The organism is Stenotrophomonas sp. S41, from assembly GCF_016624625.1.
GTDB lineage: Bacteria > Pseudomonadota > Gammaproteobacteria > Xanthomonadales > Xanthomonadaceae > Stenotrophomonas.
Genome location: NZ_JACVTV010000096.1, coordinates 1 through 17,945, shown reverse-complemented (window position 1 = coordinate 17,945; position 17,945 = coordinate 1). Strand labels below are relative to the sequence as shown.

Sequence of the window (17,945 nt, the reverse complement as noted above, 5' to 3'; positions counted from 1 at the left end):
CGGCAACCGCCTGGACGAAAACACCGTGGATGCAGGCGGCACGCTGCGGCGCACACTGGCGCGGACCTACAACACCCTGGGCCAGCTGACCGCGTTGAAGGATGCCAGCGGCCACGCCACCGGCTTCACCTACGATGCCAGCGGCAATCCGCAGACGATCACCGACGCCCTGCAGCGCGTGACCCGCCAGCAGCATGATCCGCTGAACCGGCTGGCGCAGACCCTGCAGGACGTGGGCGGCGTGGAGGCGGAGATCGGGAGCCAGTACAACGCCTTGGACCAGGTGACCCAGGTGACTGACCCGAAGGGCCTGCATACCACCTACGCCTACAACGGCTTCGGCGACCTGACCACACAGGTCAGCCCGGACAGCGGCACTACCGGTTTCACCGTGGACAGTGCAGGTAACCGCAAGACCCGTACCGATGCGCGCGGTATTACCGCTACCTACAGCTATGACGCGCTCAATCGTCTGGTTGGCGTGGCCTACCCTGACCCCAACATGGATGTGGGCTATCACTACGACGTGGCCCCGGCGGTGTGTGCAAGCGACGAGCGCTTTGCTACCGGCCGGCTGGGGCAGGTGCTGCATGCCAATGGCAGCACCCAGTACTGCCACGACCGCTTCGGCCAGATCACCCGCAAGGTGCAGACCGTGAACGGCGTCAGCAGCACCTTGCGCTACACCTATAGCAAGTCCGGTCGCCTCGCATCGCTGACCTATCCGGATGGCAGCGTGGCTGACTACGTGCGGGACACGCTGGGCCGCATCAATCAGATCGGTCTGACCCGGCCAGGGCAGGCGCGGCAGGTCGTGGTCAACGACGTGACCTATGCGGCATTCGGCCCGGCCACTGGCTGGACCTATGGAAACGGCCGCCAGCTGCAGCGCCCGCTGGATCTGGATTACCGCCCGCAGGCCGTGCATGACCCGGCGGCCGGCGGGCTGTCCCTGGGCTTTGGCTATGACGCGGTGGGCTCGATCACCGAGTTGAAGAACGGCACCAGTTCAGCCGTGCTTGCGAAGTACGCCTATGACACGCTGGGTCGCCTGACCCAGACTCAGGACGGTACGACGGGCACGCCGATTGAAACCTATGGCTATGACGCCACGGGCAACCGCGCCTCGCTGACCACGTCGGCCGGTATCGCCAGCTACACCTACCCCGCCACCAGCCATCGCTTGACTGCGGTGGGTGGCGAGGCGCGTAGCCATGACGCAGTGGGCAACACCACCAGCATCGGCAGCAAGGCGTTCACCTACAACGACGCCAACCGTATGAATGCGGTGAAGCAGGGCAATGCGGTGCTGGAAAGCTACGGCTACAACCATCGCGGTGAGCGCGTGTTGCGCACGCCAGCCGGTGGTAACGCGCAGATCACGGTATACGACGAAGCAGGGCAGTGGCTGGGCAACTACTCGGCAACGGGCGTGGCGCAGCAGCAGGCGATCTGGCTGGACGACTACCCGGTGGCCTTGATCAATGTACCCAGCACGGGTGTGCCGGAGCTGGCCTACATCCAGCCCGATCACCTGGGAACGCCGCGCGTGGTGATCGACCCGGTGCGGGATGTTGCAATCTGGGAGTGGAGCAACAAGAGCGAGGTGTTTGGCGACCAGGCGCCGGCCAATGATCCCGATGGCGATGGTGTGGCGTTCGAACTGGCACTGCGTTTCCCGGGCCAGCAGGCGACGGATGCGAGTGGGATGTTCTACAACTACCAGCGGGAGTATGACCCGACGGTGGGGCGGTACTCGCAGAGTGATCCGATTGGGTTGGAGGGCGGGATATCGATGTACTCCTATGTCAGCGGAGCACCCATTTCATCGAGTGATCCTAGCGGGCTAAGGGAGCTTCAGCGACTTCTTCAGAATCAGGGGAATAGCCAATCCGACCAGTCCGGTGCTGACGTGGCCGGGGCGATTGGCGCTGCGGCTTTAGCTAGCCAGGTCACGGATACGAGCGCTTGGCTGGACCCGACTAGCGGCAACGCGACCATGCTTTCCGCAGTCATGAATGCAGCCTGGCTTTCTGATGGCGCTCGCAGAAAGGCCGAGTATGAGAAGTACAAAGAAATTCAAAAGAAGGGCTATCAAAGGGATGACGATCCTTGTAAAAACTTGAAGAATAGAATCGAATTCCTAAGGGATGTAGCCTTGCGTCGACACGCCTGGGACATGAAGTGGATGACGCCCAAGTACCCTGGCGGACGGCATCTTGCACAGAATTTGCAGGATTGGGCTCGGCTCAAGATTCTTGAAGAGCAATTTCGCAAGGAGTGTCCGGATGAATGCAAGTGATGAAAAGCTTCAGAAGATTCTGTCAAAGTTTGCGGAAGAGTACACGTTCGAAGGATACGATCTGGTTAGTCCAGAGACTCATGGTGTTTGTGATGACACGCCGCTTCATTCAGCGGCGGCTGGTAACGAGGTGGATCTTCTGAGGGAGCTAATGCCTTACGTAACCAACATCGATGTCATCGGAGATATCGGGTTGACGCCAATGGCGGCCGCCGCTCTACACGGAAATGTCGAGGCTGTCGAATATCTTCTTTCGTGTGGCGCAGATCCATTTATAGAAGCCGAAGATGGGTGGTCAGTCTTGGATTTTATGAAGTCGAAGCCAGGATTCCAGCGCTTGATTGCGCGTGTGGAGGCTGGCATGAGAAACAAGGGCTGAGTTCTACTGCGCAGCTCCATTCTGGCCGACAGGCTACGGCGTTTCAGAACGCGAAATTTAGGAGAGTTGGGCTGCCACAGGTGACTTCAGCAACCAGAATCCATGCTTCATTGACAGATGCCGGCGTCCTCATTCAAGCAAATTGAGTTGGTCATGGAACGATTGATCTGCGGAAGAAAGTAGTGTCATCGCCAAAGATGTGCTGGGCTAATTGGTCCACTGGTTGCCAGGGGCGGGGCGGTGTCAACCTGCAAGCGCTAGACTTGCATTGAACTTTGCGAATTCCTCTTCCAGTGCTTGATTCGGGATCTTTCAACCAAACGTTTGTCGCGGGCGTGCGTTCATCAAGTCAGCCACATTGTTGAGATATTCCTGGCTTGCCTTGGACAGGTCTGCTACCTAGGGCATGAACTGGCGCAGCAGGCCATTGGTGCTTTCCTTGCTCCCGCGTTGCCAAGGCGCATGTGGATCGGCGAGCCATAGATCGGTGTTCAGCCGGCGCATGCGCTCCTTGTAGCAGATCATCTCCGTGCTGCGGTCGTAGGTCAGGAAATAATGGAGAGAAATGCGGGGGATGCCGCGCGGGCTATCGCGTGATCCGGAAATACAAGCCTATCTTGGACTGCTGGCTTGGTCGGGGGTGGCTCGGCCAAGGTGGTAAACGGCGCCGCCACTGCGGCGGGGAGGGAATGTGGCTGCAATTAAGAAGGCGGGAGATCTTGTTGATAGTGAATTCTATCTTCTTGACTACGAAAGTGTTGCGAAAAGTCGACTTGCGAGGATGGATGAAGATGGTTTCCTTGAAGTATCCGGGGTCGTCCCTTGCATGGACTCGCTTCCTCGACGAGGCGTTGTCGGGGAAGGGAAGTTTGGAGCAAGGAGTGTTCCAATGGCATTCCTTTCGCCGCATCTTGATGCCATGCACGGCAAGCCGGACTATTGCCGCGGTCTTGTGCTGATGATCGATGGAAAACTGATGGGGGACGGTTTCCTCATGCCAGAAATTTCTTGGTCAAAGCGCTGCATTTCGAGAAATTTTGTGGTTACTCTTGAAGATGGTTGGAAATTCGAAGCGGATTATACGGCGCCGTTTAGTCGAGAATTCCTGATGCAGCTGAATGTTGGGGGACCTTGGACTATCAGTCCGTAGACTTCGTCGAACAACTGATGATGATCGTTTCCCGGCTGCGGCCAAATTGGATTGTGGGCTCAGGGAAGCAGAAAGCTTCTTAACCCAGACCAAGGACGCTGCAATCAGTACGCCCATTGAGACCTATGCCTACGACGCTACGGGTAACCGCACCTCACTGACCACGTCGGCGGGCATCGTTAGCTACAGCTACCCAGCCAGCAGCCATCGACTGACCGCCGCGGATGGCGAAGCCCGCAACCATGACGCGGCTGGCAACACCATCAGCATCGGAAGCAAGGCGTTCACCTACAACGATTCATGGGTCTTGGAGAGTATGGGCCGAGCATAGTGGGAAGAAGGATAGACATGAGTTCGGTGAATGAGGAAAACGTCACGGACGTACTTGGAGCGGGAAACGGCGCGGTCAGGAAGGGGTATGGCTGTGAGTAGGATATTCCTCCTCGTGGTTATTGCTGCATTGCTTTCGTCATGCAGGAGAGATGAGTTAAGTGTTTTAAGTGGTCGCTACGATGTCTGCGCCAAGCTCGGCAACGCGACCTACTCAGTACGAGAGCCGGGCCTCGACTATGACGTCGGTGAGATCATGGAGTCAGGCAGAAGAATTGAAGTGCTGATGGGTGGACATCCAGGATTCTCTACATCTACTTTGGTGAAAGGACTTTCGGCGGTTGATGGCTTCGAAATAATTGCGCAGTCCCGTCAACGTGATTCGGATGTGATTCGCGCTGGCCTGTGGGTCCGCGCGGGAGGAGCCGGCGACCGCAGAGGAGCGTGTGCTGCGGGAATGCCGTACGCGGTTGGAAGGGGCGCCAAGGCAGAGCATCTGGGTCTAGCGGATGATCGGGTTCGGGAGAGCATTAAGAGGGGATTGAAATGCAAGCAGAAGCCATGCTGCGCGCAGCGCTGTTGCTCTTGCCAATGCTTGGCGGGTGCAGCATCAACAAGTTTCAACATGCGGAGTGGAAATCGAACTGGGTAGATGTTTCATCCGATGCGATCTTCCCTGGAAATTCCATGACGCTACCGCTTGATCGCATTTCCACGCTTGATCCGGATAGTGAAGGCGCCATTGCGGAGTGGATGTTGAAGAATTCGCTGATCGTGGTATCAGCATCAGAGGTTGAAGGGAAGATTGGTTCGATGCCGTCGATTGGCCTGAAGCCAGCATCCGGGGAGAGCATTTATCTCGTCAGGACCGCTTCGGATGAAGGACATGGCACGTTCATCGGCTACGTCAACGACAAGGGACTTCTCATCATGTATGGGGCCATGGGCGGGTGCGGTGAGCAGAAGCACCGGGTGGTTGCCGTGAGTCTGCGGGAGAAGCCCGCCAACGTGTTCGGCAGGTGCTCGGCAGCACTTTAGTCCGCTGAAAAGTTGAGCAGCGGCAGTGTGAAGGTGCCCCGCCGCCGCGTCATCCTGCAGGCGGCACGCGGAACATCAATGGAGGATCCGCAGCATGACCAAGCAGGACGTCGATCACGCCCGGTGAGGATGTGACAGCGGCGTTCGACGGCGACGGCGCATTTCCGGCCAGTGCGTCCACCACTGCGGAGAAATTCGCGATGGTCATCCGCGACGTGCACGGCTGCGCATCTGGCTCTGACGTCACAGGCAATCGCACCTCGCTCACCACCGCGGCGGGTACCTCGACGTACAGTTACCCGGCTGACAGCCATCATCTGGTGGCGGTGGCGGTGGCGGTGGGCGGTGGGCGGTGAAGCGCGTGGCCACGATGCTGCAGGCAACACGACGGGCATTGATGCCAAGGCCTTCACATACAACGACCCCAACCGCATGAACGCGGTCAAGCTGGTTGGGGCGGTGGCCGAACACTGCGGCTACAACCATCGCGGCGAGCGAGTACTGCGCGCCCCGGAAGGCGGAAATGCCCAGATCACGGTCTACGACGAAGCCGGACAGTGGCTGGGCAACTACTCGGTGACGGGGCAAGCCCAGCAGCAGGCGATCTGGCTGGACAACTACCCGGTGGCGTTGATCAATGCGGCTGGCGCCAGTGTGCCGGAGCTTGCTTACATCCAGCCCGATCACCTGGGTACGCCGCGTGTGGTGATCGACCCGGCACGGGATGTTGCAATCTGGGAGTGGAGCAACAAGAGCGAGGTGCTTGGCGACCAGGCGCCGGCCAATGATCCCGATGGGGATGGTGTGGCGTTCGAACTGGCGTTGCGTTTCCCGGGGCAGCAGGCGACGGATGCGAGCGGGATGTTCTACAACTACCAGCGGGAGTATGACCCGGCGGTGGGTAGGTACTCGCAGTGTGACCCAATTGGGTTGGCCGGTGGATTGAGCTCATACTTGTACGTAGACGCTGCTCCAATCGCTTATTCCGATCCTTTGGGGCTGTGCCCTGCATGCCTTCTCGCGCGCCCGCCCGTTGTTGTTCGGGGGCCGGGCAATTCCGGTAGGGGAGCGGGTGTCAGCGCAGGAGGCGGTAGGTCTCATCCTTGGTATGGCAGACCGCAGCAGAAGATTTCTCCCAAAGGAGGAAAGCCAAAAAACGACATACCTTCCTGGGCGCGCGGAACAGGTCCAAGGAATGGCGAAACGCCAGTTCAGTACGCGGAACGGGTTTGTAAGGAATTTGGTCAAGATCCAGGGAAAGGGCAGGGCTCAAATCTTAGCAAGCTAAAAAAGTTTGCAGAAACGCACTTTACACCGAGTGGTGATAAGCCTAGTTTTCTGGATGAATTTTTCTTCAACTTCAGCCAGGATTCTCTGATGGAATATGTGCCGGAGGATCTTAGAGTGGACGGGGAGGTTTAAGGGACAATGGCAGATATCTATCCGGTTGGAGTTTCTGCCGGCGAGAGCATCGTTTGGTTTGCATGGGTGTCAGATGAGCATGATCATCTGATGTCAATTGATGGAGCGGCTATTCGCGCTTTCAGTCGGGATGATCTGGATCTGGCTGTCGCGACTGCTGGAGGTGCTCTGGACTGGGAGGGCGAGTCAATGTTTGATGTTGATTCGTTGATGTCTTCAGCTCGCTCGGGTGTCGGGGTCGAACCTGAGACGGTCATCAATTTCTGGAATTTCATGACGGATCTCTTCAGAGTCGTTGAAAATGATCCGATGGAGATTTTTCATTCTGAGTTGATTGATACGTATGACGTGTTTTTTTCGCATTGCGGGATTGCCGGAGCAATCGGGCTGGAGTCAGCTTCCATATCAAGGCGGGATCTCGATGCATTGCTGATCGTCCTGCGTGATGGATTGCAGATGGTGATCAACCGTTAGTTGGACACTTGTTCGTTCGTATTGGAGTCTCCGTGGCGCGCCTCCTGACCTTCACCTGCCCGTTTTGTGGTGCGTCCGGCCAGCGCTTTCCCCTGCGTTCGGCAGACAAGCGCCAGGCGCAGACACGGTGTGCCGGGTGTGGCGTCGTCCTGCGCTCTGACCCACCGTTGGGCATCCACTCGCTCTATCTGGTGTGCACGCAGATCCTGCTGATGCTGGCGGTGTTGCCCTTGATCTGGGCGATAGCCACGGGCCAATGGGTCTGGGCAGGAATGATCTGGCTGGTGCTGTGTGTGCTGGGTTGGTTCCTCGGTGCAGTCAGGCACGCACGAAGCCCGATCGTGCGTGCCGTGCGGGATCCCAACTACAGCTACGCGCGCAGGCCGACCAGGTAGAGGCCAACCTTGGTTGGCCCCCCCAAAAGCCGCCCACCAAGGTGGGCATCTACCAGAGCGGTTGCTGCCTGCCCGCCCATGACCTCCAGCCGATTGTCGCCATCGCCGTGAGCGCGTAAGTTGCGGACAACCCTTTCCCGGAGTGTCCCATGAAGCCGATCGCGCTCGCCGTTGCCCTGGCCCTGACCGCCGCCCCGCTGCTGTCCGCCCCGCCGGCCCTGGCCGCGCCGGCTGCCAAGGCCGCCACGCCGGCCAGCCCGGCCTGGGTCGCCCGCAGCAATGCGCTGGCGCAGATCCTGCTGGATGCGCAGGGGCCGTTCCAGCCGGAAGAGACCGGCTTCTTCGGCGTGCCCGGCTACGACGACAAGGTGGCCGACCTCGGCCCCGACAACGGCAAGCGCTACCGCGCGGCGATCGCCAAGGCCCGCGATGAGCTGAAGGCGAAGCTGGCCACGGAGAAGGATCCCAACGTCCGCCAGGATCTGGCGATCATGATCCACGCCGCCGACCAGAACATCGAAGGCAGCACGCTCAACGAGAAGTACCTGCTGCCGTGGAGCGACGCGCCGCAGACGGTGTTCAGCGGCCTCAACCTGCTGCTGTCCGACCAGGTGCCGGCCGAGCGGCGGGCCAAGGCGCTTGACCGCCTCAAGGCCTATGCCGGCCTGCAGCCGGGCGGCACCGCGTTCACCACGCTGGCGCGCCAGCGTTACGAAGAACGCCTGAAGGACAACACGCTGCTGCAGCCGACGAAGATCGAAGTGCAGCAGTCGCTGGACAACGTCGAGACCTACATCACCGGTATCGAGTCGCTGCTGAAGAAGTACCAGATTGCCGGCGCCGATGAGGCGATGACGGCCCTCGCCGGGCAGATGAAAGACTACGCCGCCTGGACCCGCAAGGAAGTGCTGCCGAAGGCGCGCACCGACGCACGCCTGCCGGCCCCGCTGTATGCGTTCCAGCTCAAGCAGGTCGGCATCGACATCGACCCGAAGCTGCTGATGCAGCGTGCGCAGCTGGAATTCATGGAAACCCGCTCGGCGATGCAGCAGCTGGCACCGCTGGTGGCGAAGGAGAAGGGCCTGAAGGTGGCCGACCCCAGCGACCCGGTGGCGGTGATCCGCGCGCTGAAGGCCGACAAGATCGCTGACGATCAGCTGGAAGGTCACTACCGCAAGGTGATCGACGCGATTGATCCGCTGATCCGCGAACACGGCATTGTCGACGTGCCCAAGCGTGCCATGCAGATGCGCCTGGGCTCGGCGGCGGAGAGCGCGGCCAGCCCGGCCCCGCACTTCCTGCCGGCGCCGCTGGTCAACAACACCGGGCAGCAGGGCACCTTCGTGCTGCCGCTGGGCAACCCGGCCGCAGGCCCGGGCGCGCAGTACGATGATTTCAACTTCGGCTCGGCGGCGTGGACGCTGAGCGCGCACGAGGGCCGCCCCGGCCACGAGCTGCAGTTCACCGCGATGGTCGAGCGCGGCGTGTCGCTGGCGCGCACCATGTTCGCGTTCAATTCGGTGAACGTGGAAGGCTGGGCGCTGTATGCCGAGGCCGAGATGGTGCCGTACGAGCCGCTGGACGGGCAGATGATCGCGCTGCAGTTCCGCCTGCTGCGCGCGGCCCGCGCCATGCTCGACCCGATGCTCAACCTGGGCCTGACCGACCGTGCCAACGGCGAGCGCGTGCTGATGGAGCAGGTGGGCCTGTCCAAGGCGATGGCGACCCAGGAACTGGACCGCTACACCGTGCGCATGCCGGGCCAGGCGGGCAGCTACTTCTACGGTTACACCCGTATCCTGGAACTGCGCATGCAGACCGAGCTGGCGCTGGGCGCGAAGTTCGACCGCCTGGCGTTCAACAACTTCCTGCTCGACCAGGGCCTGCTGCCGCCGGACCAGTTGGCTGAAGCCGTGCAGCAGCAGTTCGTGCCGAAGTACCGGTAGCGCCGGGCCATGCCCGGCGAGCGCAGCGGGAAAAAGCCGCCGGGCATGGCCCGGCGCTACCGATGCAGGGGTCGGATCCCTTTCCGCAGGGAAAGGGCTCTGACCCCGGGGATTACCGGGAAGGCCCATCCACGCATGGCGTGGATCTACTGATCAGCGCTGCGGGGTAATCGTCTGCGTCGGCAACCGTGCCGGGGCCTCCGGGTTCGGCACCCAGATCGCGACACCGGCCGCGCGCTTCTGCGTGGTCGGAATACCGATGCCGACGCCGCCGCCCACGTGCGAGCCGTAGCTGCCGGCGCCCACCGACATGCCCACCGGGGAGCCGCTGCTGCCCACGCCCATCAGGATCACGCCGTTGGCGCCCAGCGCTGCGGCTTCGCGCTTGAGTCGCGCCACGGCCGCATCGGTCTGGCCCTGGGTACCGAAACCGACCGCCGAGGACGATTCCAGCTGGGCGATTTCCAGCGAACCGGCCGGCGGGGTGGAATAGATCTGCACCTGCGCCGGGTCGATCGGCGCACGCGCGCGGCCCAGCATCACCTTGGAGGTGCTGGCGCAACCGGCAGCGGCCAGCAGCATGGCGGTCAAAGCGAGCCAACGGATGTTCATGGCGTTTACCCCTGTAGGACAGTTCGGATCATCGGCCGGGGACTCTGAATCGGCGCCAACACCTTCGCCCGGGGCATGGCCGCATGCTGGCACGGGGCGGGTGAGCGTGTCGCCAACGGCGGTAGGCGGCAGCCACGGGACAGGCTAATGTTGGGGAAGGAACCGATCTGAGGGGAGCTGGGCATGGGTGTGATCAGTCTGTTGTGGGGCATCGTGGCGCTGCTGTGGATGATCCTGGCCCTGATCCCGCTGCTGGGCTGGGGCAACTGGTTCCTGATCCCGTTCGCGGCGGTGGGCGCGGTCATCGCCGCGCTGGGCATCCTCTTCACCCACCCCAGCAAGCGCGGCCGCGCCAAGACCGGGCTGGTCCTGAACGGCATCGTGGTGCTGGTCGGCATCGTCCGCCTGAGCCTGGGCGGCGGCGTGATCTGAGCAAGCTGCTCCGAGTCGCGCCCATGGGTGCGACCGGGCGTCGCAGCCCCACGGCCCGGCGCCGGGCAGGGGAGTACAATGCCGGGCTGCGCGAGCCCCCCGCGTGCCTGTGAAACCGCGCCCGGCGCGGCTGACCCCATGATCATTCGTTCCCGTCCCCACGGCTGGCAACTGCTGTACATCCTGCGCGGTTCCATCGTGCCGGCCATCGCGCCCAAGGTGCTGGCCATCCTGGTGCTGTCCATCGCCGTGGCGGCGGTGGTGGAACTGGCCCCGCCATTCGGCATCGAGCGGGTCTCGGTCACCCCGTTCACCCTGCTCGGCCTGGTCCTGTCGATCTTCCTCAGCTTCCGCAACAGCGCCTGCTACGACCGCTGGTGGGAAGGCCGCAAGCTGTGGGGCCAGCTGATCTACGAATCGCGTTCGCTGGCGCGCCAGGTGCACCTGCTGCTGGCCGACGACAGCGGCCGCCGCCGCCGCATCGCCTACCTCACCACCGCCTTCGCTCATGCCCTGGCCGCACGCCTGCGCGGGCGCATCGTCGCCCTGGTGGCGCTGCCGTGGCTGGACAAGCCGCAGCGCGAGCAGCTGGCCGAGCGCGAGAACATGCCCGATGCGCTGCTGTCGATGATCGCCGCCGAGCTGGCCCAGGCGCTGCGCAGCGGCGAGCTGGAGCCGATCCTCTACACCCAGCTGGAAGACCGCCTGCACGCGATGTCCTCCATCCAGGCCGGCTGCGAGCGCATCCTCAGCACGCCGCTGCCGTTCGCCTACACCCTGCTGCTGCACCGCTGCGCGTGGATGTTCTGCGTGCTGCTGCCGTTCGGCCTGGCCAGCTCGCTGGGCTGGGGCACGCCGGTGCTGTCGGCGGTGCTGGCCTACGCCTTCTTCGGCCTGGACCAGCTGGGCGAGGAGATGGAAGAGCCCTTCGGCCTGGAGCCGAACGACCTGCCGCTGGACGCCATGGTGCGCACGATCGAGATCGACCAGCTCGACGCGCTCGGCGAACGCCCCCTGCCCGAACCCCTGCTGCCGCAGGGCTACCTGTTGCAATAGCCACTCCTCGGAGCCTGCCATGACTCATCCCCATTACCGCCCGCGGCGCATGCGCCATGACGAGTTCTCGCGCCGCCTGATGCGCGAAAACACGCTGACCACCGACGACCTGATCTACCCGGTGTTCGTGCACGAGCTGGCCGGCCGCACCGCCGTTCCGTCGATGCCCGGCGTGGAGCGGCTGTCGATCGAGGAGCTGCTGAAGGTGGCCGAAGAGGCGCTGGAACTGGGCATCCCGGTGATCGACCTGTTCCCGGTGATCGACAGCTCGCAGAAGTCGCTGGATGCGTCGGCGGCGTGGGCCGAGGACGGCCTGGCCCAGCGCGCGATCCGTGCGCTGAAGACGCGCTTCCCGGAACTGGGGGTGATGACCGACGTGGCCCTGGACCCGTACACCACGCACGGCCAGGACGGGATCATCGACGACAAGGGCTACGTGCTCAACGACATCACCGTTGAAGCGCTGGTCAAGCAGTCGCTGTCGCATGCCGAAGCCGGCGCCGACATCATTTCGCCCTCGGACATGATGGACGGCCGCATCGGCGCGATCCGTCGTGCGCTGGATGCCGACCACCACCTCAACGTGCGCATCATGGCCTACTCGGCCAAGTACGCCTCGGCGTTCTACGGCCCGTTCCGGGATGCCGTGGGCAGCGCCGGCAGCCTCGGCAAGGCCGACAAGAAGACCTACCAGATGGACCCGGCCAACGGCGACGAGGCCCTGCGCGAGATCGCGCTGGACCTGGAAGAGGGCGCGGACATGGTGATGGTCAAGCCGGGCATGCCCTACCTGGACCTGGTGCGCCGGGTGAAGGAGAAGTTCGGCGTGCCGACCTTCGCCTACCAGGTCAGCGGCGAGTACGCGATGATGAAGGCCGCCTTCGCCAATGGCTGGCTGGACGAACGCGCCTGCGTGCTGGAATCGCTGCTGGGCTTCAAGCGCGCCGGCGCCGATGGCGTACTGACCTATTTCGCGCCGCAGGTGGCGCGTTGGCTGCGCGAGCGCTGACAATAGCGCTCACGACGGACGGAGGAACACGCGATGGGACCGGAAATGGGATGGATGCAATGGCTGATCTGGGGCACCGGCACGCTGGTGTTCGGCGCCATCATCGTCGGCGTGTTCGTGGCGGCCTGGCGTGCCAGCCGGCGCCCGCCGGAGCAGCTCTCCGCCGCCGCCCACGTGGCCCGTGAGCAGGCCCTGCCGGAAAGCGTGCAGGCCGAACTGGCCGCGCTGAACCGCCGCAAGGACAACGGCCAGCTGAGCGAGATCGATTACGAGAAGCAGCGCGCCCAGGTGTTGGCGCGCTGATCGACGCGGCCCGGGGTCGGATCCCTTTCCGCAGGAAAGGGCTCTGACCCCATCGCGGGCGTCATCCACGCACGGCGTGGATCTACCGCACGCACCCGGCCACGGCCGCCACCTTCGGCACCGCCAACCGGTACACATCCACGCCACCGGCACGCGGCGCCCTGGCCGCACTGCTGGCCACCATCATCTCGCCCGGTTTCGCGTTGTCGACCACCGGCGCGCCGGTCCAGCCGCCGGTCTGGTTGAACGACAGCCCCAGCGGCTGCAGCGCGGCACCGGTCCAGGCGCAGGCGCTGGTCATCACCTGCGCGGCCTCGCCGTTGCCACGGCTGAACACCACCGCGCCGTCATTGCCCAGCCAATCGCCGTCGGTCTCGTCAGCGGCCGTGTTGAGGGCGGCCAGGGCCACGGCGGCGCCGCGCACGCCCTGCGCATCCAGCGGCGCCACGAACAGATCCCAGCCCGCGCCACGGCCCTGGTCGCGCGCGAACAGCAGCCGGCGGCCATCGGCGCTGAGGGCCGCGCCACGCTCGGCACGGCTGCCATCCTTGCCGGCCAGCGGCTGCGCGCGGCCCACGCTGCCATCGGCGGCCACCGCTGCGCGGTACAGCGCCAGTTTCCCCGCGCGGCCGGCGGCAAACAGCAGCCAATGGCCATCACGGCTGAAATAAGGATCCAGCGCCTCGCCGGCCACACCTACCGGCAGGGCTTGGGCCTGCTGCCAGCGGCCGTCCACCACCCGTGCCTGCCACAGCCCCCAGCCTGCCTCGCCGTGGCGGGCGAAGACGATGCGCTGGCCGTCGGCACTGATCGTCGCCCGGCCCTCCTCGGCGCGGGTGGAGACCACGCCCATGCCCTCGATGCCGTACTCGTTCAACGCCATCGCCACGGGGGCAGAGAGTAGACTGGCGGCAAGCACCAGCAGGGTCGGGGTGATGCGCATCATCCGGGTCCTTGCACGAAAGTGCACCAGTCTAGCCAGCTTGAGGATTCCATGACCGATCGTTACGCCGTCTTCGGACACCCCGTTGCCCACTCGAAGTCGCCGCTGATCCACGCGACATTCGGTCGCCAGGAAGGCATCAGCATCGACTACCGCGCGATCGACCTGGCCCCGGACGCCTTCCTGGCCGGGCTGGACGCCTTCGCCGCCGAAGGCGGTGTCGGTGCCAACGTCACCTCGCCGCACAAGGAAGCCGCGTTCTCGGCGTGCACCACGCTGACCGCGCGCGCGCGCCGTGCCGGCTCGGTCAACACCCTGCTGCGCAAGGGCGACCGCTGGCACGGTGACACCACCGATGGCATCGGCCTGGTGCGTGATCTGACCGACCGCCACGGCCTGGACCTGCGCGGCCGCCGCGTGCTGCTGATCGGCGCCGGTGGTTCGGCACGCAGCGTCGCCCCGGCGCTGCTCGATGCCGGCATCACCGAGCTGGTGGTGGTCAACCGCACGCCGGAACGCGCCGACGAACTGATCGATGCCATGGGCGAGCCGGGCCGCGCGCTCAGCCGCTACTGGGAAGACCTGCGCGACCTGGGCGATTTCGAACTGATCCTCAACGCCACCTCGGCCGGCCGCGACCGCGACGTGGAGTTCAAGCTGCCGCTGTCGCTGGTCAATTCGATGACCACCGCGGTGGACCTGAACTATGGCGAGGCGGCCATCGCCTTCCTGGCCTGGGCACGCGCGGCCAACTGCCGCAATACCGTCGATGGCCTGGGCATGCTGGTCGAGCAGGCTGCCGAGAGCTTCCTGCAGTGGCATGGCGTGCGCCCGCAGACCGACGAGGTCTACCAGCAGCTGCGTGCCGGTGCCGGCGCGTTTGCCGGCCAGGACTGAGCCATGGACAGCTCCTCGCTGCTGCTGGGCGTGCTGAGCATGATCGGCGTGCGCCTGCCGGTGCTGATCGCGCTGTGCGTCGGCCTGGTCTGGGTGGTGGGTGCGCCGCGTGATGCGGCCCGCAGCGGCGCGCTGGCGGGCCTGGTGCTGCTGCTGGTGGCCAACCTCGGTGGCGTGGTTGCCAACGTGGTGCCGCTGTGGATGGTCAGCAGCGGTGATTTCACCGCCATCTCGGCGATGAGCGCGGTGCTGGGCGGCGTGCAGTTCGTGCTGTCGCTGCTGAGCGCCTTCGGCATCGTGCTGGTGATCTGGGCGCTGGTGCGCGTGCTGCGCCAGCGGCCGCCGCTGCCGCCTGCCGCAGGCCGGTAGTGCCGGGCCATGCCCGGCGGGCGCAGCGGTCCTGACAGAGCCGCCGGGCATGGCCCGGCGCTACTGTTGATGGGCTGGCAACGCCGCATCCGCCCCTGCCCGGCGCGTCAATGCAACCCATGACCGCCAACCCCCGACGCCGCTGACCCTGTTCAGCGCCCGCGCCTCGGTCCCGGTGGCCGGCCATGCGACAATGGCCGGCCTGATCCAGCCACGGTAGTTCCCGGCGTGACCGAAACCGTCGCCGCCCCGCGCAAGCTCGATGACGCCTTGAAGGACGCGATCCGCAAGGCGTACACGACGCTGCAGGCCAACACCCCCGGCTTCTCCACCCGCCGCTCGCAGAGCCAGATGATCGGCGTGGTGTCGCGTGCGCTGTCCACCAGTGGCGGCGTCGGCGTGGTCGAGGCACCGACCGGCGTCGGCAAGAGTCTGGGCTACCTCACCGCGGGCGTACCGATCGCCCTGGCCAGCAAGAAGAAGCTGGTCATCAGCACCGGCACCGTGGCCCTGCAGTCGCAGCTGGTCGAGCGCGACATTCCCAATTTCCTCAAGGCCACCGGCCTGGAAGCGACCGTGGCCCTGGCCAAGGGCCGCACCCGCTACCTGTGCACGCGCAATGCTGCCGAAGCGCAGGGCGAGGGCGCGCAGGGCGGCATGTTCGAGGACGAAGCGCCGCTGTACGACCGGCCGCTGGCGCCCATCGAAATGGACATCGCCAAGCGCCTCTCCGATGCCTTCACCAGCGGCACGTGGGACGGTGACATCGACAACGCGCCGGAAACCATCAGCCCCGGCCTGCGCAGCCGCATCACCACGCCCGCCTCGGCCTGTGCCGGGCGCCGCTGCGCGTATTCGGCGCAATGCGCGGTGCTGCGCTCACGCAACACCGTGCGCGATGCGCAGATCGTGGTGACCAACCACGCGCTGCTGCTGTCGGCGCTGTCCATTGGTGACAGCGACAACGGCCAGCCGATGATCGCCGCGCCGTCGGACATGCTGCTGGTGCTGGACGAAGGCCACCACATCGGCAACGTGGCCATCGACCAGGGCGCGGCCAGCCTGGCCCTGGACGAGATGGCCAAGCGCACCGGCCGCCTGCAGATCCTGATTGCCGGTGCCTACCGTGCGGTCGACAAGGACCGCCTGGGCAACCTGCTGCCGAACGAAGCCATCGACGTGGCCAGCAACGTGGCCAAGCAGCTGCGCGCCTTCCGCGACCACGTGGAAGCGGTGTGGATGCCGGCCCCGGCCGACGAAGACCCGATGTGGCGCGCCGCCAACGGGCGCCTGCCCGAGGCCTGGCGCGAGCCGATCGAAGCGCTGGCCGACGATACCCGCAGCCTCTACAACTGGGCCCACGCCGCCACGGCACAGGTGGCCAAGGGCAAGCCGGACGATGCTGCGCGCGAGCGCCTGCAGCGCAACCTCGGCATGGCGCTGGAAATGATCGAGCAGCAGTACAACCTGTGGCAGGCCTGGCGCCGCGAGGACAAGGACGGCGCGCCGCCCACCGCGCGCTGGGTCACCGCTACCCGCGATGGCGACCTGGTGCTGCACGGCTCGCCGGTGTCGGCCGCGCACGTGCTGCGCAAGCTGCTGTGGGATGAAGTGGATTCGGTGGTGATGACCTCGGCCACGTTGACCGGCGGCGGCGACTTCCAGTCGCTGGCCATCGACAACGGCATCCCGCCGGAAGCGGAGATGGTCTCGCTGGCCTCGCCGTTCGACCTGCCCAACCAGGCCGAATTGATCATTCCGAAGTTCCCGGTTACGCCCGATGACCGCGAAGGCCATCCGCGCGAAGTGGCGCGCTACCTCGACCAGGAACTGGACTGGGCCAAGGGCTCGATGGTGCTGTTCACCTCGCGCTGGAAGATGGAGAAGGTGGCCGGCCTGATGTCGGCCGCACGCCGCAAGCAGGTGCTGGTGCAGGGCGACATGTCCAAGACCCGGCTGATCGACGAACACCTGCGCCGCGTCGCTGCGGGCGAAGGCTCGGTGCTGTTCGGCCTGAACTCGTTCGGCGAAGGCCTGGACCTGCCCGGCGAAGCCTGCACCACGGTGGTCATCACCCAGGTGCCGTTCGCGGTGCCGACCGACCCGCAGACCGCCACGCTGAGCGAATGGGTGGAGGCGCGCGGCATGAACGCCTTCAACCTGATCGCCATCCCGCACGCGCTGCGCACGCTCACCCAGTTCGCCGGCCGCCTGATCCGCACGTCCACCGACACCGGCCGTGTGGTCATCCTCGATTCGCGGCTGCTGACCCGCCGCTACGGCAAGCGCATCATCGACGCGCTGCCGCCGTTCAAGCGCGTGATCGGCTGAGCCGCGCCGGTGGGGTCAGAGCCCTTCCTGCGGAAGGGATCCGACCCCATGCCGCGATCCGGGGTCGGATCCCTTCCGCAGGAAGGGCTCTGACCCCAGCACGCATGGCACCGTAACCAACCAGCACGGGTAGTGCCGGCCGCTGGCCGGCAACCTCGAAGATAGGACTACCATGGCGCGACTGCACGCGCGGAGGGAGGCCACATGCACGACTGGACCATCATCGCGACCCACAGTGACTGGATCGCCGCGACGTTTGAACTCGTCCTGCGCGATTCAACTCAAACCGAGTGCCGCCTGCAGTTCGATGCGGTGGAGCACGTGATGCTGGACAGGAGCGAACCCTGGGGACCGAGTGCATCGATCAACGACGTGACGGCGAGCGAAGATCGCGCCGAAGGTCTCATCCGCGTGGTGTTTGAGCTGCAGTCCGGCGGTGCGATCCACATTTCAGCAGGGGCGTGCCGCCTGGATGGCGAGCCGTTCGTGATCTGAATGCTGTGCCGGGGTCGGAGCCCGTTGTGGGGAAGGGGTGCGGCCCCACCGGGGTTGAATAC

Annotated in this window: 17 protein-coding genes and 2 pseudogenes; 16 read left to right on the top strand and 3 right to left on the bottom strand. The window is 64.6% G+C overall.

The genetic code is table 11. The annotated features are described in order from the left end of the window. Both IAE56_RS16835 and IAE56_RS16830 read left to right on the top strand, forming a co-directional pair. Positions 1-2,302 (top strand): RHS repeat-associated core domain-containing protein (locus IAE56_RS16835; protein WP_325167201.1); only part of this gene is annotated, 2,302 nt, incomplete at its 5' end. Continuing rightward, positions 2,289-2,681 (top strand): ankyrin repeat domain-containing protein, encoded by a 393-nt coding sequence (locus IAE56_RS16830; protein ID WP_200753301.1) that lies wholly within the window; start codon positions 2,289-2,291, stop codon positions 2,679-2,681. The genes IAE56_RS16835 and IAE56_RS16830, both read left to right, overlap by 14 nt. 243 nt (positions 2,682-2,924) lie before the next feature. Here IAE56_RS16830 and IAE56_RS16825 read toward each other — a convergent pair. Next, positions 2,925-3,230: pseudogene (locus IAE56_RS16825) on the bottom strand (IS30 family transposase); the annotation flags it as partial. 340 nt (positions 3,231-3,570) lie between these two features. On the opposite strand from IAE56_RS16825, the gene IAE56_RS16820 reads away from it, so the two are divergent. From IAE56_RS16820 to IAE56_RS16795, 6 genes and pseudogenes are all read left to right on the top strand, one after another. After that, entirely contained in the window at positions 3,571-3,831 is a 261-nt protein-coding gene (locus tag IAE56_RS16820) for a hypothetical protein (protein WP_200753300.1), read from the top strand. Between the two features lie 876 nt (positions 3,832-4,707). Beyond that, on the top strand, positions 4,708-5,199 hold the full coding sequence (locus tag IAE56_RS16815; RefSeq protein ID WP_200753299.1) for a hypothetical protein: 492 nt from the start codon (positions 4,708-4,710) through the stop codon (positions 5,197-5,199). 239 nt (positions 5,200-5,438) lie between these two features. Then, positions 5,439-6,201 (top strand): annotated as a pseudogene (locus tag IAE56_RS16810) (RHS repeat-associated core domain-containing protein); the annotation flags it as partial. Positions 6,202-6,627: 426 nt separating this feature from the next. Further along, positions 6,628-7,095, top strand: a complete 468-nt coding sequence (locus tag IAE56_RS21160) for a hypothetical protein (RefSeq protein ID WP_234456147.1) — start codon at positions 6,628-6,630, stop codon at positions 7,093-7,095. A 32-nt stretch (positions 7,096-7,127) separates the two neighbouring features. Further along, positions 7,128-7,490 (top strand): hypothetical protein, encoded by a 363-nt coding sequence (locus IAE56_RS21155; RefSeq protein WP_325167200.1) that lies wholly within the window; start codon positions 7,128-7,130, stop codon positions 7,488-7,490. Between the two features lie 149 nt (positions 7,491-7,639). Beyond that, on the top strand, positions 7,640-9,436 hold the full coding sequence (locus IAE56_RS16795; RefSeq protein ID WP_200753298.1) for a DUF885 domain-containing protein: 1,797 nt from the start codon (positions 7,640-7,642) through the stop codon (positions 9,434-9,436). Positions 9,437-9,589: 153 nt separating this feature from the next. Here the strand turns inward: IAE56_RS16795 and IAE56_RS16790 are convergent, their stop codons facing one another. After that, positions 9,590-10,048, bottom strand: a complete 459-nt coding sequence (locus IAE56_RS16790; RefSeq protein WP_108770398.1) for a hypothetical protein — start codon at positions 10,046-10,048, stop codon at positions 9,590-9,592. A 183-nt stretch (positions 10,049-10,231) separates the two neighbouring features. On the opposite strand from IAE56_RS16790, the gene IAE56_RS16785 reads away from it, so the two are divergent. From IAE56_RS16785 to IAE56_RS16770, 4 genes are all read left to right on the top strand, one after another. Then, entirely contained in the window at positions 10,232-10,480 is a 249-nt protein-coding gene (locus IAE56_RS16785) for a hypothetical protein (RefSeq protein WP_108770397.1), read from the top strand. Positions 10,481-10,618: 138 nt separating this feature from the next. Then, complete coding sequence (locus IAE56_RS16780) at positions 10,619-11,536, top strand: bestrophin family ion channel (RefSeq protein WP_200753297.1); 918 nt, start codon at positions 10,619-10,621, stop codon at positions 11,534-11,536. 19 nt (positions 11,537-11,555) lie between these two features. Then, positions 11,556-12,545, top strand: a complete 990-nt coding sequence (gene hemB / locus IAE56_RS16775) for a porphobilinogen synthase (RefSeq protein WP_200753296.1) — start codon at positions 11,556-11,558, stop codon at positions 12,543-12,545. Positions 12,546-12,578: 33 nt separating this feature from the next. Next, complete coding sequence (locus IAE56_RS16770; protein ID WP_108770394.1) at positions 12,579-12,848, top strand: hypothetical protein; 270 nt, start codon at positions 12,579-12,581, stop codon at positions 12,846-12,848. Between the two features lie 82 nt (positions 12,849-12,930). Here the strand turns inward: IAE56_RS16770 and IAE56_RS16765 are convergent, their stop codons facing one another. Further along, a complete protein-coding gene (locus IAE56_RS16765; protein WP_200753295.1) occupies positions 12,931-13,794 on the bottom strand; it encodes a PD40 domain-containing protein in 864 nt (287 codons plus the stop codon). A gap of 48 nt (positions 13,795-13,842) precedes the next feature. Here IAE56_RS16765 and aroE point away from each other — a divergent pair, with 48 nt between their 5' ends. The 4 genes from aroE (at position 13,843) to IAE56_RS16745 (ending at position 17,883) form a co-directional block, all read left to right on the top strand. Further along, a complete protein-coding gene (aroE, locus tag IAE56_RS16760; protein ID WP_108770392.1) occupies positions 13,843-14,688 on the top strand; it encodes a shikimate dehydrogenase in 846 nt (281 codons plus the stop codon). 3 nt (positions 14,689-14,691) lie between these two features. After that, positions 14,692-15,057 (top strand): hypothetical protein, encoded by a 366-nt coding sequence (locus IAE56_RS16755; RefSeq protein ID WP_200753294.1) that lies wholly within the window; start codon positions 14,692-14,694, stop codon positions 15,055-15,057. 228 nt (positions 15,058-15,285) lie between these two features. Then, positions 15,286-17,388 carry an ATP-dependent DNA helicase DinG gene (dinG, locus tag IAE56_RS16750; RefSeq protein WP_200753293.1) on the top strand — a complete coding sequence of 701 codons (2,103 nt, stop codon included), beginning with the start codon at positions 15,286-15,288 and terminating at the stop codon, positions 17,386-17,388. A 204-nt stretch (positions 17,389-17,592) separates the two neighbouring features. Then, positions 17,593-17,883: a hypothetical protein gene (locus IAE56_RS16745; RefSeq protein WP_200753292.1), complete on the top strand. Its 291-nt coding sequence runs from the start codon at positions 17,593-17,595 to the stop codon at positions 17,881-17,883. Positions 17,884-17,945 lie beyond the last annotated feature (62 nt).

Bases quoted from the DNA above. Each gene is read 5' to 3' on its own strand.
- IAE56_RS16785 (WP_108770397.1), top strand. From the start codon at position 10,232: ATGGGTGTGATCAGTCTGTTGTGGGGCATCGTGGCGCTGCTGTGGATG.
- IAE56_RS16815 (WP_200753299.1), top strand. From the start codon at position 4,708: ATGCAAGCAGAAGCCATGCTGCGCGCAGCGCTGTTGCTCTTGCCAATG.
- IAE56_RS16790 (WP_108770398.1), bottom strand. From the start codon at position 10,048: ATGAACATCCGTTGGCTCGCTTTGACCGCCATGCTGCTGGCCGCTGCC.
- IAE56_RS16745 (WP_200753292.1), top strand. From the start codon at position 17,593: ATGCACGACTGGACCATCATCGCGACCCACAGTGACTGGATCGCCGCG.
- IAE56_RS16770 (WP_108770394.1), top strand. From the start codon at position 12,579: ATGGGACCGGAAATGGGATGGATGCAATGGCTGATCTGGGGCACCGGC.
- IAE56_RS16765 (WP_200753295.1), bottom strand. From the start codon at position 13,794: ATGATGCGCATCACCCCGACCCTGCTGGTGCTTGCCGCCAGTCTACTC.
- IAE56_RS16820 (WP_200753300.1), top strand. From the start codon at position 3,571: ATGGCATTCCTTTCGCCGCATCTTGATGCCATGCACGGCAAGCCGGAC.
- hemB (WP_200753296.1), top strand. From the start codon at position 11,556: ATGACTCATCCCCATTACCGCCCGCGGCGCATGCGCCATGACGAGTTC.
- IAE56_RS16795 (WP_200753298.1), top strand. From the start codon at position 7,640: ATGAAGCCGATCGCGCTCGCCGTTGCCCTGGCCCTGACCGCCGCCCCG.
- IAE56_RS16755 (WP_200753294.1), top strand. From the start codon at position 14,692: ATGGACAGCTCCTCGCTGCTGCTGGGCGTGCTGAGCATGATCGGCGTG.
- aroE (WP_108770392.1), top strand. From the start codon at position 13,843: ATGACCGATCGTTACGCCGTCTTCGGACACCCCGTTGCCCACTCGAAG.
- IAE56_RS16780 (WP_200753297.1), top strand. From the start codon at position 10,619: ATGATCATTCGTTCCCGTCCCCACGGCTGGCAACTGCTGTACATCCTG.
- IAE56_RS21160 (WP_234456147.1), top strand. From the start codon at position 6,628: ATGGCAGATATCTATCCGGTTGGAGTTTCTGCCGGCGAGAGCATCGTT.
- IAE56_RS16830 (WP_200753301.1), top strand. From the start codon at position 2,289: ATGAATGCAAGTGATGAAAAGCTTCAGAAGATTCTGTCAAAGTTTGCG.